The organism is Streptosporangium sp. NPDC020072, assembly GCF_040631445.1.
Lineage (GTDB): Bacteria > Actinomycetota > Actinomycetes > Streptosporangiales > Streptosporangiaceae > Streptosporangium.
Genome location: NZ_JBEYAB010000009.1, coordinates 168,053 through 183,812 on the forward strand (window position 1 = coordinate 168,053; position 15,760 = coordinate 183,812).

15 protein-coding genes are annotated in these 15,760 nt (G+C 68.3%); 3 read left to right on the forward strand and 12 right to left on the reverse strand.

Annotated elements, in window-relative coordinates; translation table 11 throughout:
• Nucleotides 1–2: 2 nt before the first annotated feature.
• From ABZ470_RS22825 to ABZ470_RS22835, 3 genes are read left to right on the forward strand one after another with little or no spacing between them, the layout of a single operon-like run.
• Nucleotides 3–1,295 (forward strand): FAD-dependent oxidoreductase, encoded by a 1,293-nt coding sequence (locus tag ABZ470_RS22825; protein WP_362913623.1) that lies wholly within the window; start codon nucleotides 3–5, stop codon nucleotides 1,293–1,295.
• The gene (locus tag ABZ470_RS22830) at nucleotides 1,292–1,786 is read left to right on the forward strand and encodes a hypothetical protein (protein ID WP_362778446.1); all 495 of its coding nucleotides are present in this window, start codon (nucleotides 1,292–1,294) and stop codon (nucleotides 1,784–1,786) included. The genes ABZ470_RS22825 and ABZ470_RS22830 overlap by 4 nt, the downstream gene beginning before the upstream one ends.
• Nucleotides 1,787–1,823: 37 nt before the next feature.
• Nucleotides 1,824–2,582, forward strand: a complete 759-nt coding sequence (locus ABZ470_RS22835) for an enoyl-CoA hydratase-related protein (RefSeq protein ID WP_352014379.1) — start codon at nucleotides 1,824–1,826, stop codon at nucleotides 2,580–2,582.
• Nucleotides 2,583–2,663: 81 nt separating this feature from the next.
• Here the strand turns inward: ABZ470_RS22835 and cas6e are convergent, their stop codons facing one another.
• The 12 genes from cas6e to ABZ470_RS22895 all read right to left on the reverse strand — a co-directional run bounded on the left by cas6e (nucleotide 2,664) and on the right by ABZ470_RS22895 (nucleotide 15,758).
• Nucleotides 2,664–3,320 carry a type I-E CRISPR-associated protein Cas6/Cse3/CasE gene (gene cas6e, locus ABZ470_RS22840; RefSeq protein WP_362913625.1) on the reverse strand — a complete coding sequence of 219 codons (657 nt, stop codon included), beginning with the start codon at nucleotides 3,318–3,320 and terminating at the stop codon, nucleotides 2,664–2,666.
• On the reverse strand, nucleotides 3,311–4,042 hold the full coding sequence (gene cas5e, locus ABZ470_RS22845) for a type I-E CRISPR-associated protein Cas5/CasD (RefSeq protein WP_362778440.1): 732 nt from the start codon (nucleotides 4,040–4,042) through the stop codon (nucleotides 3,311–3,313). Before cas5e ends, cas6e begins: the two co-directional genes overlap by 10 nt.
• Nucleotides 4,039–5,166 carry a type I-E CRISPR-associated protein Cas7/Cse4/CasC gene (gene cas7e, locus ABZ470_RS22850; protein ID WP_362913627.1) on the reverse strand — a complete coding sequence of 376 codons (1,128 nt, stop codon included), beginning with the start codon at nucleotides 5,164–5,166 and terminating at the stop codon, nucleotides 4,039–4,041. Before cas7e ends, cas5e begins: the two co-directional genes overlap by 4 nt.
• Entirely contained in the window at nucleotides 5,163–5,756 is a 594-nt protein-coding gene (gene casB / locus ABZ470_RS22855) for a type I-E CRISPR-associated protein Cse2/CasB (protein ID WP_362778435.1), read from the reverse strand. Before casB ends, cas7e begins: the two co-directional genes overlap by 4 nt.
• Nucleotides 5,749–7,752, reverse strand: coding sequence for a type I-E CRISPR-associated protein Cse1/CasA (gene casA / locus ABZ470_RS22860; RefSeq protein ID WP_362913629.1), 2,004 nt, complete (start codon nucleotides 7,750–7,752; stop codon nucleotides 5,749–5,751). Before casA ends, casB begins: the two co-directional genes overlap by 8 nt.
• Before the next feature lie 7 nt (nucleotides 7,753–7,759).
• Nucleotides 7,760–10,120 (reverse strand): CRISPR-associated helicase Cas3', encoded by a 2,361-nt coding sequence (cas3, locus tag ABZ470_RS22865; RefSeq protein WP_362913631.1) that lies wholly within the window; start codon nucleotides 10,118–10,120, stop codon nucleotides 7,760–7,762.
• Nucleotides 10,121–10,982: 862 nt separating this feature from the next.
• Complete coding sequence (gene pqqE, locus ABZ470_RS22870) at nucleotides 10,983–12,047, reverse strand: pyrroloquinoline quinone biosynthesis protein PqqE (RefSeq protein ID WP_362913633.1); 1,065 nt, start codon at nucleotides 12,045–12,047, stop codon at nucleotides 10,983–10,985.
• Nucleotides 12,044–12,283, reverse strand: a complete 240-nt coding sequence (gene pqqD / locus ABZ470_RS22875) for a pyrroloquinoline quinone biosynthesis peptide chaperone PqqD (RefSeq protein WP_362913635.1) — start codon at nucleotides 12,281–12,283, stop codon at nucleotides 12,044–12,046. The genes pqqE and pqqD overlap by 4 nt, the downstream gene beginning before the upstream one ends.
• Nucleotides 12,280–12,951, reverse strand: coding sequence for a pyrroloquinoline-quinone synthase PqqC (gene pqqC, locus ABZ470_RS22880; RefSeq protein WP_362913637.1), 672 nt, complete (start codon nucleotides 12,949–12,951; stop codon nucleotides 12,280–12,282). The genes pqqD and pqqC overlap by 4 nt, the downstream gene beginning before the upstream one ends.
• Nucleotides 12,952–13,011: 60 nt before the next feature.
• On the reverse strand, nucleotides 13,012–13,152 hold the full coding sequence (pqqA, locus tag ABZ470_RS22885) for a pyrroloquinoline quinone precursor peptide PqqA (protein ID WP_352014368.1): 141 nt from the start codon (nucleotides 13,150–13,152) through the stop codon (nucleotides 13,012–13,014).
• Between the two features lie 56 nt (nucleotides 13,153–13,208).
• On the reverse strand, nucleotides 13,209–14,555 hold the full coding sequence (locus tag ABZ470_RS22890) for a glucose/sorbosone family PQQ-dependent dehydrogenase (RefSeq protein ID WP_362913639.1): 1,347 nt from the start codon (nucleotides 14,553–14,555) through the stop codon (nucleotides 13,209–13,211).
• A 186-nt stretch (nucleotides 14,556–14,741) separates the two neighbouring features.
• The gene (locus tag ABZ470_RS22895) at nucleotides 14,742–15,758 is read right to left on the reverse strand and encodes an NAD-dependent epimerase/dehydratase family protein (protein ID WP_352014366.1); all 1,017 of its coding nucleotides are present in this window, start codon (nucleotides 15,756–15,758) and stop codon (nucleotides 14,742–14,744) included.
• Nucleotides 15,759–15,760: the final 2 nt, after the last annotated feature.

Genomic DNA, 15,760 nt, shown 5'->3' on the forward strand with positions numbered 1-15,760 from the left:
TGGTGGGCGACACCTCACAGACCATCGTGGTGGCCGGCGGCTCCCTCGCCGGCCACACCGTGGTCACCGAACTCGAACGGCGCGGCTTCGCCGGGCGGATCGTCTGGGTACGGGGCCAGGAGGGCACGGCCCCCTACTCCCGGCCCGCGCTGTCCAAGGAACTCATCCAGGGCAAGGTCACCGCGGAGACGATCCGGCTGCCCGTGCAACGGCCGTACGGCCCGCGAACGCGGATCATGGACGGCGCGGTCTGCGCGCGGCTCGACCCGCACGCCGACCGGGTCCTCGTCACCCGGGCCTCCAAGGAGGAGTGGATCTCCTTCGACGCCCTGTTCGTCTGCACCGGGACCAACGCCAGGGTGCCCAGGACGTTCGCCGGCCTGCCCGGCGTGCACAGCCTGCGCACCCTCGCCGACGCCGAACGGATCAAGGAACGGCTGGCCGTACGGCCCCGCACCGTGGTCGTCGGCGCGGGCCTGGTCGGCAGCGAGATGGCCGCCTCCCTGCGCTCCTGCGAACTGCCGGTCGAACTGATCGTGCAGGGACAACTGCCCATGGAAGCCGTCTTCGGCGCCGAACTCGGCCGGTTCTGCCTGGAACAGCACCACGCCAACGGCGTCACCACCCGCCTCGGCACGACCGTCACCGCCCTGTCGTCGGCCGGATCGCGGGGGCCGGTCACGCTGACCTACGACGACGGGCGGGAGAGCACGGCCGACATGGTCGTCCTCGGGCTCGGCGCGGTGACCTCCTGCGACTGGCTGGACGGCTGCGGCCTCGACCTGTCCGACGGCCTCGGCTGTGACGAGACGCTGCGCACCGCGCGGCCCAACATCCTCGCCGCGGGGGACGTCGCCAACTGGCGCCACCCCCTGTTCGGGCACCGGATGCGGGTCGAGCACTGGAGCAACGCCTCGGCGCAGGCACGGCACGCCGTGGAGAGCTGGCTGGCCGGCCAGGAGGACAGGCGGCCGCCCGCCTTCGCGGACGTGCCCTACTTCTGGTCCGACCAGTACGGCCTCAAGTACCAGATGGTCGGCCACGCCCGTGGTCACGACGAGGTCCACGTCGAGGAGGCAGGGGCGGGCGGGTACCCGTTCGTGACCTACCTCCGCGAGGGCCGGATCGTCGCCGCGGCGGGCGTCAACGCGCCCCGCGCGGTGATGCGGATGAAGGCCCGCATCCAGGCCGAACTGACCGAAGCCCCTTCAGCGGGGGGTTCACCGACCGGGGGTTCTCCAGCAGGGGGCTCTCCCGAAGGGGAAACGACGAGTGAGGAGGTGTACGCACGGTGAACGGCGAATCCACCGGTGACCGGGCGTTGCCCGAGGTGATCAGGGACAGCATGTGGTCGCTGCTGAGCGACCGCTACCGCACCAACCGCCGCGCCCCCCACACGCCGACCGAGGACGAGTACCTCCACGACCGTCCCTTCTGGCCCGCCTTCACCTTCGAGGAGGTACGGCACACGGTCGAGGACGGCAAGGACCGGATCCTGGTGATCTTCCACGACACCGACGTCCCCGAGGACACCCTCGGCTTCCGGATCGACCTGGACACGGCCATGGCCGAGTGGTCCCGGCGGGTCGGCGGACGCGATCCACAGCGACACCCGGAGATGTTCGCCGCCGAACTGATCTGGTTCATGGTCTGCTTCATCGGCGTCGCCGACCTCGACGGAGAGGCCGGAACGCCCGAGGCGCCGCACTGGATCAACACCGGCTCCGAGATCTTCGGAAAGCTCAGGAACAACCCCAACATGGACACCTTCGAGTCCCATCACTGACGCCCTCGCCGGGCGTAGGAAAGGCCAGGAGTCACCCATGGCAGTTGTCGAGATCGAAAGGCCTCGCGACGGCGTCGCGATCATCCGGCTCAACCGGCCGGAGGTGCGCAACGCGCTCAACACCGAGGTACGTGAACTGCTCGCCGCGGCCGTCGAGGAGCTCAACAAGGACGACGACGTCGGTGCCATCGTCCTGACCGGCGGCGACACCGTCTTCGCCGTCGGCGCCGACCTGGGCGAACAGGCAGGACGCGACGTGGTCGGCGCGATCCGCGCCTACACCCACCAGGCGTTCTGGTACAGCGGCAAGCCGGTGATCGCCGCCGTGAACGGCGACGCCTTCGGCGGCGGCAACGAGTTCATCCTCCAGTGCGACTTCGTCATCGCCGCGGAGAACGCGCGCTTCGCCCAGACCGAGGTCACCATCGGCCTGGTCCCCGGCGGCGGCGCCACCCAGCGCCTGCCCAGGGCCATCGGACGGCAGAACGCGATGTACGCCCTGCTCACCGGCGCCCCGATGAGCGCCGACGACGCCCACCGGCTCGGCTACGTCTCCGAGGTGGTCGCCGGAAACGCCATCGACCGGGCCGTGGAACTGGCCGCCCTGATCGCCTCCCGCCCCAGACTGGCCGTACGGCAGATCAAGGAGGTCGTCCGCCTCGGCCTGGACACCTCCTTCGAGGCGGGAATAGCCCTGGAACGCCGCGGCTACCAACTGATGTTCGGCACCCAGGACCTGAGGGAGGGCTTCGCCTCCATCCAGGAGGGCAGAACCCCAAAATTCACCGGCGACTGACCCCAGCCGGTCGCTTCGGTACGGCCTTCCAGATCCGAGCCGGCCTGGATCACCTGCGCCGCGGCCTCAGAAGCCGCGGCCTCAGGAGGGGATGGAACGCGCAGGAGCCAGGCTGAGCAGGCCACAGCCGTACGCCTTGGCACGCCCGACACCGTTGACCAGCGCGGCGGTGAAGGCATCGAGATCGGTGACCACCAGATGACCGTCGTAACGGACGGGATCGATGATGATGCGCTGCGCCTTCCGCTTCTTCCCGACCAGCCTGGGAGCGGGGGTGGGAACCACGTCGGGCGTGCCCTGACGGTTCACGGGAACGACGAACCCGTGCCGCTCGCCCTTGCCGACCAGCCATTCGACCTGCTCGGCGGGCTGCCGGAGGGGGATGCGTCTGCGCTGGACACAGCGGGTCGGATTGGCCATCAGCCGGAACGTGAGCTTCCTGCCCGGCCGGATCGACTCAAGCAGAGGCTGAAGAGGGCGCACCTCCGCCGGCCTCAGCAACACTCCCTCGGAGAGGTGACTCCAGTCCGGGGCGGTCTGGCTCTGCACGTACTGGACGATCCGCCCCCCGGGGAGTTCGTCGACACGCCAGAGAACACCGTGTGTGCTGCGGTAGACGGTGGTCGGTGGCAGCTCGGGATAGGCCGACATCACCGTCCTGTGCATGTCGTGGACATCCGAGGTGTCCCGTCGGAAGGCTGAAGACTGGGGGTTGATGGTGAGTTTGGTCAGGAACACAGCGTTTCTCCCGCAGGGATCATGCCGTCGGTCAGCGGGACCTCGCCGATCAGGACAGCACGGGACGCGAACCGCCTGTTGCCCTCGGCGAAGCTGAGTGGCTGGTCGTGACGGACCTCCGTACCGGCCAGCCCTGGCGGGCACTCCACGATGGTGCGCAGCCCTGGGCGCTCCGTCTGCCCCTTCATCCACGCACGGGTTCGTGGGGAGGGCTCAAGCCAGCCGTACTTCTTGAGCACTTCTTCCGCGCCCAGGGCGACAGGTCCCTCCCCGGGAGCAAGGAGCGGGCGGGCGGGGACATACGCCTTGCGACCGAAGGACAGCCGCCAGTGCGGCCGTTCCACCGCCTCGGCCACCCTGGTCAGTATCCGTTCTCCACCTTCGAGCACCACCAGGAAGAGCGCGTCCGCCAGGTAGTAACGCTCACTCACGACGGTACGGTGCCCGGTGCCCTGCGTGGTCGGCACGTTCTGGGTGACGTGATAGTCCCGCTCCATGACCCCCTCCCGGTCCACCCGTACGGCCAGGCGGAGCCCGGCGACCACGGCCAGGGCCATGTCGTCGTTCCGGTCGATGCCCAGCGCGGCGGCCAGCAGGCCCACGACCCCCGACTTCGTCGGTTCGGGCATGGTGTCGCGGATGATGCCGTGCGACCTGATTCCCCACGACTGCATCGGCGCGTCGAAGCACAGCGCCAGGGACATCACGTCGTCGCGCGTCACCGACCGTACTCCCCGGCGGTGAGCACGGCGGAGGCGAAGGCGTCGAGGCTGTCCACGGTCAGCACTCCTTCGACCTCGGGGATCTCCCCGGACACCGATGCCGCGACCGCCGTACGGATTCCGTCGGAGCCGAAGAAACCACGGAGCCTGGCGAAGTGCCCGACGAGCCGCCTGGTCGAGCCGTCCATGAGGTCGTTGTCGGTGACCGGCTTGAGGAAGGCGTTGGCGAGGTTCCAGGCTCCCCGCTCCCGCACCACACCGAGCAGGGTGTCGGGCATGGTCCTGGCCGACATCGAGTTCTGCTTGCCGCCGGGCACGGCGTTGACGAACGCCAGCAGCCAGGCACGCGCGGTGCGCTCGGCGAGGTCGACGTCGCCCTGGAGGTTCTCCGCCAGCTGCGCCAGGTCGACGTTGGCGTACCGGTAGTAGCAGGCGGTGTTGAAGTCGATCGTGCCAAGCATGTCGGCCCCGGACTCGTCGTCGGGCTTCAGGTCGTCGACCGCCGTGTAGAAGTCGAACTCGGTGGCGACGACATGTGTCGAGATCGCGTGGGCGACCTGGGCGGCGGCGTTGACGTTGAGATCCTTGTTGTCGGCGATCATCCGCCCGAACAGCGCGACGTCGGCGGCCCGGCTCGCGTCAAGGATCCGGCGCACCTCGGCCTGCGCCGCCTTGTCCGGCTTGACCTTCGCCTGCTGGGCCTTGGTCCTGGCGGCGGCGAACTTCTCCAGGGCGTCCCACTCGCTGAGGCAGTAGCTCGTCAGCTGGTTGATCGACTCCCGGCCGACATAGAGCAGGTACTGGGTGAGCCCCCTGACCGGGTCCAGCCCGAAGCCGAGCTGCTGGATGGCGGCCATGGCGACCACCCGTGCCTCTTCCTGGTCGCGGTCAGCCTGGACCAGACGCTCGACCACACTGTCGAGCAGCCGCTTGGTACGGACACCGACCTCGGAGCTGTCCAGGCCGTACTCCTCGAACAGCAGCCGAGCCGCGCGCTTGATGCTCTGGCTGGAGACGCGCGCGCGGGTGTACCCACCGAAGGTGGCTGTCTTGGGCTGGCCGATGTCGTCCCGGTTGAGGTTACTGACGGGGAACGACTGGAGCAGGTGCAGTTCGATGATCATTCGGTTGTCTCCGGGAGATCGGGGGAGTCCTGGGGCGTCTCGGCCGAGACCGGCATGTGGTACTCGCGGGCCCAGCGCAGGCGCACGTCACTGGCCAGGTCGCCACGATGGTTCCTGCCGAGGAGCACGACGAGGTCGTCGAGAAGCTGCTCGTAGTGCACGGGGATGTCGTGGCTGGACAGCAGCTGGATCGTCTGGCGCAGATGGTGGGGCAGGGAGTCACGGTCCATGGCGAGAAGCGCGGAGAGTCGCCGCTCGACCCTGGGGCTGTCCAGCTTCTTCTGCAGCCGTCCCAGGCAGGCGCCCAGCGAGCGGGGGCGAGGAGGGTTCGCCCAATCCAGCGGGTGCAGCGCGAACAGCCCTCCGAGCAGCAGCCAGATCTTCTCCTCCTCCGAGTCCTGGGGCTGGCCGCGCCGGAACGCGACCACGGATGCCTGGTGCTGTTTATCCTCGACGAGGCCGTACCGCAGATGGGCGAGTGACCGGCGCGCCTCGGCGGCTGCGCTTCGGTTCTCGGAGCGCAGTGCCTTCTCCAGGCCGCGGAGATGTCTGATGTAGACGTGACGTCGATCGTGGGGTGAGTCAGACATCCGTGCCCTCCTTTCCCGTGGTGTAGGCGAAGATCTTGGCGTGGAACGTGCGCTCCGACACCGCCAGCCGTGAGTGGAACACGCCGTGGTGTTTGCCGAGGGCGACCATCGCGCGTCCCCGCGCCGGTGAACCGGCGACCCAGCGGTCCGCGACCGTGGCGGCGAGACGCTTCACCTGCCGGGCCCACGCCTGGATGGCGGGCAGCTCAGAGCGGTCTTTGTCTCGGGCGTCGCCGAGAGCGACCAGGAAGGCGCCGAAGGGGCGGGAGAGGCGTGGCCAGTACTGGTGGTCGATATCGGGCGTCGTGGTGTCACGGAATTCCTTGCGGTACTCCGCCTGGAACGAGCGCAGCGCGGAGCCCGTGTCGTCGGCCAGCGCGATCGCGTGGCCGATGATCGCGCCGAGGTTCTCGTCCTTCGCGCGCAACAGCGGAACGGGCGCGGGAACTCTCTCCTCCATCCACGCCTCGATCACCGACGCCTTGGAGTCGAGTCGCTGGCCGAAGACACGCAGGGTGTAGACGGCGTTCAGGGGGATGAGCCGACGTTCGGCCAGCTCGGAGATCTGGTCGAGGGCGGCCGGACGCCGCCGGTTCTTACCCTCTTCCCATACGTCGGTGATCAGGAGCTCCACACTGTGCCGCCACACGCCGCGCAGCGGATGGAGTCTGACCGGAAGCACGGGGGCGTCCTTCTTGAACCTCCCCTTGGCGTCTCGGGGGCGGCGGAAGGCCGCCATCCACTCCTCGTCGACCAGACTCGCGTCGAGGCGTGTCCCGGGGGTGATGACCACCCCCTCGACCAGGGTGTTCTCCCCGGAGCCGGTGGCTGACAGCAGAACACGGCGTGACGGCCAGGTCAGCAGGTCGGTCCAGCCGCGCGCCGTACGTTTGTCCGGTCGCGGTGACGGCCCGGTCTCCTCCTCCCACACCGGCCGGTCGTCGGGAGTGGTCATCATGGGCTTCTGGTGGTCCGGCCAGTAGACGAGGGCGTTGAGCAGCAACGTCTCCTTGAGGTTCTCGCCCTCGACCACCACGACGCCGAAGTCGTTGCAGGGCGCGCGTTCCGACGACTTGTCCTTCTCGTACGGCGTCTTCATACCGCCCGGATCGAAGGCCTGGACGGTCACCAACCAGCGCGCCGCCTCCTGCGGGGAGAGCGTCACCCGGTCGGCGGCAGTGGTGTGGTCGAAGAGCGTCACGTTGTTGCCGACCGCTCGGTAGGGAACGAGCTTGGCGGCGGTGGCGGGAGTCAGGGACGCCAGCTTCGCGCACTGCATGAACGGCACTTCCGGGTGAAACAGGTCAAATCTATGACGATGCCGGTGCAGGTAGGTGTCCAACGCCTCGGCGGGAAGCTGCTCCGTCATCCACAGCTCCTGCCAGGCCGCCTCGCTCTCCGGGCCGTACACGCGGTGGAAGAACGCGAAGAGGAGTCGGTGAAGCGCCGCGGTCATCGTCGGAGTCTCGGCGGTGACCTGCCGGATCGTGTGCGCGTTCAGGACGACGTCCCTGAGGCCCAGCCGTCCTGTCTCCCCGTCGTCTCTAACGACCGGAATCCAGGGCCGGGTGAGGAGATCGAAGGACGCCGTCGCGATGGCGGGGCACTCCGTACCGGTGTCCCTCACCGTCACGGCGGTGGCGGATTCCGGCTCGACCTCCGTCACGTACAGACCGAACAGGTCGTTGTAGTGGAGGACATGACCGCCGATGACACACCTGTCGTCGGTGAGGACCACGGCTCTGTGTCGGTACAACCAGGAAGAACTCTGGAAGAGCCTCGGCACGGGTGTCGCGGCGACAGCTCGTACGACCTCGGCGGGAAGGTCAGGTCCAGCGGCCAGCGAGACGGATGCGCCGTCCAGCGCGCGCAGGAGGTCCTCCGTCGGTTCGGCGGGGTCGGTCAGGTCGAGTGGAAGGTCGGCTCCGACGGGGACGAACCGGCCGTCCCGCGTCGCTCTGAACAGCACGACGTCGACCGTGAGAAGGGGGTCCACCGTAGTCTCACCTTTTCCGCGTCTGACGTGTGCTCTTGCCGTGAGTGGTCAGTTCACCGAGATGGGTGACCGTGGTGGGGTGCGGGAGATACATCAGCCGGGCGTCGTGCTCGCTCTTTCTCCGCTGGACGGCCAGCTTCTCGGCCTCGACCTGCCAGGAGTCCTCCCATCCGGTGGGACAGACGATCGCTTCCGCAGGGCCGTACACGGCGTCGACCAGCGAGGACACCTCGGCGGACATGTCCAGCGTGGTCCGCTCCCGCAGCAGTGCCCAGGTGCGCATCAGCGTCATCGGCGCGTAGACCGTGTGGAGGTAGCGCGGGAAACGCGGTCCCTCGTCGGTGTCGTCCACCCCGGTGATCGCCAGTACGGCCTCGCCGCGTGAGGGATCCGTGCTGAAACGGTGCACTCGTCCGGCCCGCTGGATGAGGTTGTCGATCGGCGCCAGGTCGGTCAGCATGGCGTCGAAGTCGAGGTCCAACCCCTGCTCCAGAACGCTGGTGCTGACCACGATCATCTTCGGCGGTCGTTTCCCATCTCGACCTACCGCGGTCTTGAGTTCGGTCTCAATCGCGTGGCGCACGCCCGCCGGTAACTGGCCGTTGATCGCGATAAGACGAGGACGTTCCTCCAGGGGAAGCTTGGCGATCCTCTCTTCAAGAGCGGCGTGGGTGGCGACGGCTCTGCGGACCAGGTTGTGCATGACGGCCACACAGCCGCCGTTCGCCACCTGGTCGAGCGCCCAGTCGACCACGTCGTCGTCTCCGACGCGCGTCAGCCGGAGCTTGCGCCCCGTGTTCAATTCGGACAGGCCCGCCGCCTCGACCGCGGGTTTTCCCGCCCCCGCCAGCGTCACCCGGGGATACCCGGTGAACGGTTCCATCTTGGGCGTCTCCCCGGGCAGGCAGCGCATCAGGCCCGACTGCCAGGCCGCGACCAGCTCATCCCTTCGTTCTGAAGGTAGGGTGGCCGACAGCATCACCACTGACGTCCCCAGCCGTCCGAGCCACGCGAGCAGCCGGTCCAGCAGGGTCGACATGTAGACGTCGTAGGCGTGAACCTCGTCGATCACCACGACCTTCCCGGCCAGGGCGGTCAGCCGTACGAAGAAGTGCCCTGATCGGATGGCGGCCTTCAACGCCTGGTCGACCGTGCCGACTCCGAGCGGGATCAGCAGGCTCTTCTTACGGGTGAACCACTCCTTGGCCTGGACATCGGAATCCTCCGGGTCGTCCCGGCCGACGTCGGTGGGGGTGAGGTTCAGCTCGGCCAGATACTCACCCGCGTTGGAATGGATCAGCCGTGCCCTGGTCCGGTCATCCTCCAGGTTCTCCAGGAGCTCTTCCAGCTCCCTGTGCATCTGGTTGCTCGTCGCCTGGGTCGGCATCGCGACGTAGGCACCCGTCAGGTCCAGGTTGCCGATGAGAGCCGCGGCGGCCTGGAGGGCGGCCTTGGACTTTCCCTCCCCGGTGGGGGCTTCCACGATGACCAGACTGGGCTCGCGGCGGTCGGCGGTGAGTCGTTCGACGACGGCCTGCACCGGTCGTGGCGACTTCTTCGGGAACAACGCGGTGAACGAGGCGGGAGGAGACCAGGGGCGGAGTTCGAGCGCCTCGACGGCGGCGGCCGCCTGCCGGTCGGCCTCCTCGGCGTAGGTCATCGGGTCGGAAGGGTCGGCGTAGGCGAAGCCGCGGGTGTCGGAGGCGATCCAGTCGCTGACCGTGGTCAGGGCGGCCAACCCGACCGCCGCCGCCGTGCTCAGGTGTACGTCCCACCATGGCAGTCCGGCGGGGTCCGGCAGGCCACGGGCCGCGGCGACCTCACGGACGAAGGCGTCACGCCATCCCTCCCAGGTCTGGCCTCCGTGGTTGTTGACCTCCTGCCGTGCCTGTCGCAGGGCGGCGCCGTTGGGGAAGTGGCCGTGGTGTCCACCGAGGGTGACGGCGATCGTCTCGGCCGTGTCCATGGAGGCGTCCCAGCGGAGCAGGAGGTCCTTCATGTGCATGGCCGTCACGAGACCGTGCGGGGTGTCGACGCGCCCGCCCAGTCCGGACCGCTTCCGCACCGCTTTCAGGTCCGCCGCGGTGGACTCGTCGAACCTCTCCAGGGCGAGCTCGACGTTGAGCCCCTGGAAGGTGGGACTGAACTTTCCAAGATCGTGAAGACCGCACAACAGGGCGATCCACGCGTCCGGCTCTCCGAGCGGTTCGAAGGCCGCGCGCAGTTCACTGCGGCACCGAGGCCCGATGAGGGGCTCGATCAGCCGTTCGGCGACGGCGGCGGTGTCGAGGGCGTGACAGATAAGAGGGTGGTGACCTCCCTTGGCCGCCTTCGCCCAAGGGGCCAGGGAGGTCGGGATGACTCTCACCGGAAATTGCGGCGGAGCCAGTCGATCGACTTCATGAAGGCTGTTCCTCCTGCTACGAGCGCGGTGGAGAGCGGGGCGAGTGGTCCGTCGGTTTCGCCGAGGGCGTGGTCGACTATGGACCACGAGGAAATGGCGGTGCAGGCGGCCATGACGGTCGCAGCGGCCAAGGTGAGCGCCGTCCGCGCGTGCAACGGGTCATTCGGGCCCGTCGAGTTGTCTAGACTCAAGATGCTTCTTTTCTGTGTCTGCGGGATGTCGCGTCCTTTGGCCAACACAAGCGGGAGCGGAGTGGCCCTCGTTGCAGCGAGGGCCACTTGCTTTTTCGGCTTTTGTTGGTTGTGGGCGGTCGTCCGGGCCGAGTCCGAACGGCCGTTCCTTCCCCGCGTGTGTGGGGAGTCGAGCCAGTGGTTCCGCGCAGAAGAGCTCATCCCTGGCACCGGGGAACAGGGCTGTCTTCAGAGGATCAAGAGCTGCCCTTGGGCGTCACTTTATCGGACGCTCATCGAGAGCGTGAGCTATCTGCATTGTTTCCGGATAGAGGTGGGATCCGCTCAGAACTTGCTTTCCGAAGAGCCTCGGAAACCCGCCAAGGAGAGCTCCTACGGAAATCGCAGAGTTTGAATAGTTAAATTAGGTTTTGGGAAGGTTTGTCAAACTTTGCGCCAGGCGCCTGCGCAGGGGTCATCCGCTCCGGTCGGACACGGACGGCGGCGACCGGGCCCTTGCCGGTGTCGCGTTTCTCCGAACTGGAGAAACGCCGAAGCGCCATGCGGGGGTGGCGACGGGCTGACAGGAACGACGAACCCGTGCCGCCGTGTCGATCGGCCGCCTCGCGGGTTCGGCGGTCGGCGAGGCCGTTGTTTCAGCGGGCGCGGCGGGAGTGGGAGCGGTAGACGAACGTGTCGTCCTGGTCCGTGGTGAGGTCGCTGACGATGTGGTGATCGGGCGAGAGGGAGCAGGCCGGGTCGGTACGGCCCGCGTCGCCGGTCAGGGCGAACGCCTGGCAGCGGCAGCCTCCGAAATCCCGGTGCCTGAGGGGGCAGCCGGAGCACGGTTCGGACATCCAGGAGGTGCCGCGGTAGGCGTTGAACGCCTCCGACTCCCGCCATATCCACTCCAGGCTGTGCTCGCGCACGTTGGGCGGCCGTAGGGGGAGGGAGTAGGCGGCTGGACACGGCAGCGCGCGCCCATCCGGTGCGACGGTCAGGGAGAGCGTCCCCCAGCCGCCCATGCAGGGTTTGGCGGTGCCGTCGAAGTAGTCGGGAACCACCCAGATCAGCTCAAGGTCACTGCGGCGGCGCCATCGCTCCACCTTCTCCCTCGCCGTGGCGAGCTGGGCTCGCGTGGGCATCAGGGCGCGCCGGTTGACCAGGCCCCAGCCGTAGAACTGGACGTTGGCCAGCTCGACGCGCTGCGCCCCCCAGGCGATGCCCAGCTCCACGATTTGGTCGATGGCGTCCAGATTGTGCCGGTGCAGCACGACGTTGAGGCCCAGCGGCAGACCGGCCTCCACGATCAGCGCCGCCGCCCGACGCTTTTCCGCGAAGGACGGGCGGCCGGCGACGCGGTCGGAGGCCGCCGCGTCGGCGGCCTGCGTGGACAGCTGGACACCGCGCACCCCGGCCCGCACGAGTTCGGCCAGCCGCTCCCGGGTGAGGCCGACACCGCTGGTGACGAGCTGGGTGTAGACACCCGCCGAGGCCGCCGCCGCGGCGATCTCGGCCAGGTCGCCACGGAGCAGTGGTTCCCCTCCGGACAGGTGGGCGTGGACCACGCCCAGCGCGGCGGCCTCGTCGAAGACCCGGACCCAGGTGGCGGTGTCCAGCTCCGCCGACCTCGTCACCAGGGAGGTGGGGTTGGAGCAGTACGGGCAGCGCAGCGGGCAGCCGTGGGTCACCTCGGCCAGCATGGCCCATGGCCCGTTCACCGGATCCATCCCTGGGCGCGTACGTCCCGGAGGAACTCCGTGACGTCGGCGAAGACCTCGCGGGGGAATCGCGCGACGATCTCCTCGACGGTGTTGTGCCCGTCGCACAGCCCTACGATGGCGGCCGCCTCGGCGTTGAGCACCACGATCCGTTCGGGCACGATCAGCAGGTCCGCCTGCCGTACCGGGCAGTGTCGTAGCAGCGCACCCGGGCTCAGCGACGGACGCCAGGTCATCGGTAGGCCCGCTCGACCGCGTTCAGAAGCGTCCACAGCACCTCGCACTTGTATTCCAGCGCTCTGATCGCCGCCTGCCGTTCGGTGGGGCCGCGGGCCCAGGACAACACCAGAGGCAGCGCCTGTTCGCCGTCCTCGCGCCCCTGGTCGACGCGGACCTGGAAGTACCGCAACCCGTCGGAGTCGATCCACGGGTAGTGCCTCTCGAACGCGGCGATCCGGGTCCTCATCAAGTCCGGGGCGAGGAGCTCTGTGAGGGAGGCCGCCACGGCCTCCAGCGCGCTGCCGTGCCGGCAGAGGTTCACGTATCCGTCCACGGCCAGCCGGACCCCCGGCAGGACCGCCCGGCCGGACCACATCTCCTCCCGGCCGCACCCGGCCGCCTCGCCCAGGTGGAGCCAGCGCTCAAGGCCGCCCTCCCCGTCGGAGGCGCCGTCCTGGTCGACGATGCGGCGGATCCACAGGCGGCGCAGGTCGGGGTGGTCCAGCTTGGCCAGGATGAGCGCATCCTTGATCGGCAGGTGCCGTTGGTAGTGGAAACGGTTGAGTATCCACCCGCGCAACTCCCGCCGGGACAGCAGCCCCGTGTGCATGCGCTGGTTGAAGGGGTGCAGGTCGTGGTAGCGGCTCCTGACCACGGCCCGCAACTCGGCCTCGAAGTCCCGCACAGTTCGATCACCGTTCCCTCGGCGGTCACCTCGACGCCCGGCCGGTCCGCGGGCGACGGCTTATCGGTCGGCCAGGAAGTAGGCCGACACCTCCATGGACGCCTCGATGACGCGGTAGGAGGGTCTGTGCCAGGTGGCTTGCCCGTCGTGGTCGTGTGCCGGTTCCCGGCGAACCTCCGCGGGCTCGTTCCGCTCGTTCATGATCTCCTCCTTGTCGTGTTCCGGCCGACGTCCGTGAGGTCACGGCCCGGCGCCGGTCAGGGCTGGTACGGCACCGCCAGGATCGCGCCGGGGTCGGCCAGGTGAGTGGTGGGCGCTCCGCGCGGGTCCCTGGTCACCCCGGCGGAGTCGACGGCGATGTAGAGGGTTCCGCCATCGGGGCTGATGGCCGTGTCGCGGTAGCGATTGATGGTCCGATACCTTTTGTCCTTGGTCGTGCCCTTGTCCGAGACCCGGTGGACGATGCCTTCCTTGAGCATGGCGACCACCAGGTCGTCGCCCGCGACCTCCACGCTTGAGGGCGCCAGGGTGGGCCAGCACATGTAGGCGAGTTTCTCCTCGGTGCACGGCGGGGTGAGGCCGAAGTCGTGGCCGTTCCTGACGGTCGTGCCGTACGTCGTCAGCGGGCCTTGGGCGGCCTGGGTGAAGGCGCTCTCCTTGGTCTGCGGCACCTGCGGAGGGATCTTGTTGGGGTCGTAGGGCAGCTTGGCGCAGTCGGGCGCCTTGGCCCAGTCACCGTAGACGTAAGCCTGGTCGTCCTTGTATCCGGCGATGTAGGGCCAGCCGTAGTTCTTTCCCGCCTTGATCTCGTTGAGTTCGTCGTCGGTGCTCGGCCCCTGGTCGGCCACGAACAGCCGTCCGCCCTTGAAGACCATCCCGTCGGGATTACGGAAGCCGTAGGCGTAGACGTGACTGCGCACCCCGTCGATCACGGGGTTGTCGCCGGGGATCGAGCCGTCGGGCGTCATCCGCAGCACTTTGCCCTGGTAGGCCGTCCAGTTCCGGCCGGCGACCTGATCACTGGTGGGCAGGGTCTGCGCGTGGTTGGGCAGGCAGTGACGCGTGTCGTAGTTGTTGCCCTGGTCGCCGATCGTGTAGTAGAGCATGCCGTCCGGCCCGTACCGCAGGCGGGCGGACTGGTGATCGATGCTGGATGGAAGCCCGGTGAGGATGTCACGGGCGCCGGTCAGTCTGCCGTCGGCCCAGGTGTAGCGGGTGAGCTTGGTGTTGTTCCCGTTCTTGCCCCTGTAGGTGTAGGACAGGTACACGTAGTCGGTGCCCTTCCCCTTACCGAAGTCGGGGTGCAAGGCCAGTCCGAGCAGTCCGTCCTTGCTCGTCGGGGTATGGACCGCCTGGCCGGACAGGTCCAGTACGGTGCTCACCGCGCCGGTGTTCGGTTTGACCCGCTTGACCTTCAGCCCGCTCTTCTCCGTGAGCCACAGGTGCCCGTCGGGGCCCATGACCAGCTCGTACGGATCCTTCAGGCCCGTGGCGACGATCTTCGCCTCGGGCGTGGGGGCGGTCCCGGAGCCGGGTGCCGCCGGGCCGGTCAGCACGGACGCCGCGGTCGCCGCCACGGCGAGAACCTGCAGCTTTCTTTCCATGCGGGCCATGGTGCCCACGGTAGGCATAAACCAACGCATAAGTGGATATTGCGGACAATTTTTGAGCCGTGTTTACCGCACGCATGGGGGCGCCGGTGAGGGGATTTCCCCGAAGCATCACCCGGGCGCGTCGCCGGAGAAACGCCGAAGCGCCACGCGGAGGTGGCGCTTCGGGGGGAAGGAGGGTCAGTCGGAGGTGACGACGGACCGCCAGGACGGGGGCATGTTCTTGGACACCTCGATGCCGGAGAAGATCGAGGGCTCCTGGGGGCCGTGTTTCTTGGCCCAGGCGGCCATCTGGGTGAGGCCTTCCGACAGGGGGACGGAGCCGGCGCCGACGCCGAGGATCTCGCGGGCCCTGTCGTGCGAGGAGAAGGCGTGCACGACCTCGTGCCTGGCCTCGACGTGCCGCACGCGCGCCTCGACACCCATCGCCGCGGCGACCGCCTCGGCCAGCTCGTTGACGGTGTACGGCGTGTCGCCCCCGATGTTGAAGGTCTGCCCGTAGGCCCGGGGGTTCTCGATCGAGCGGGCGATGGGCGGCGCCACGTCGTCGATGTGGCTGAAGGCCCTGGTCTGCTCGCCGTCGCCGAAGATGACGCACTCCTCGCCGCGCAGGATCTGGTTCATGAAGATGCCGATGACGTTGCGGTAGCGGTCGCCGATGTTCTGCCGCTCGCCGTACACGTTGTGCGGGCGGAAGATGATGTACGGCAGGCCGAACATCTCGTGGCTGACCTTCAGTTCCTGCTCGACGGCGTACTTGGCGATGCCGTACGGGTCGACCGGGGAGGGGATCAGGTCCTCGGTCATCGGCGGTTCGGCGTGGCCGTACACGGCGATGGAGGAGGTGAAGACGAAGCAGCGGACGTTGCCGGAGTTGACGGCCGCGTTGATGAGGTTGACGCTGCCGACCACGTTGTTGGTGTAGTTGTAGCGCTTGATGAAGTGGCTGAGTCCCTCGGCGGCGTAGGCCGCCAGGTGGAACACGTGGTCGAACCTCCACTCGGCGAACAGGGCGTCGACCACGCCCGGGTCGCAGATGTCGCCCTGGTGGAAGTGGGCACCGGCCGGGACGTTCCCGGCGGTCCCGCCGGACAGGTCGTCGAGCACCACGACCCGGTGACCGGCGCGGAGCAGGTCGGCCGCTACGTGGGAGCCGATGAACCCGGCACCCCCGGTGACGAGCGAGGTGTAGGTCATGG

What these genes read in the sequence shown, in the direction of transcription:
- ABZ470_RS22835 (WP_352014379.1), top strand. Translation starts at nt 1,824, where the DNA reads ATGGCAGTTGTCGAGATCGAAAGGCCTCGCGACGGCGTCGCGATCATC.
- cas7e (WP_362913627.1), bottom strand. Translation starts at nt 5,166, where the DNA reads ATGATCATCGAACTGCACCTGCTCCAGTCGTTCCCCGTCAGTAACCTC.
- casB (WP_362778435.1), bottom strand. Translation starts at nt 5,756, where the DNA reads ATGTCTGACTCACCCCACGATCGACGTCACGTCTACATCAGACATCTC.
- pqqD (WP_362913635.1), bottom strand. Translation starts at nt 12,283, where the DNA reads ATGACCTGGCGTCCGTCGCTGAGCCCGGGTGCGCTGCTACGACACTGC.
- pqqA (WP_352014368.1), bottom strand. Translation starts at nt 13,152, where the DNA reads ATGAACGAGCGGAACGAGCCCGCGGAGGTTCGCCGGGAACCGGCACAC.
- ABZ470_RS22890 (WP_362913639.1), bottom strand. Translation starts at nt 14,555, where the DNA reads ATGGAAAGAAAGCTGCAGGTTCTCGCCGTGGCGGCGACCGCGGCGTCC.
- ABZ470_RS22895 (WP_352014366.1), bottom strand. Translation starts at nt 15,758, where the DNA reads ATGACCTACACCTCGCTCGTCACCGGGGGTGCCGGGTTCATCGGCTCC.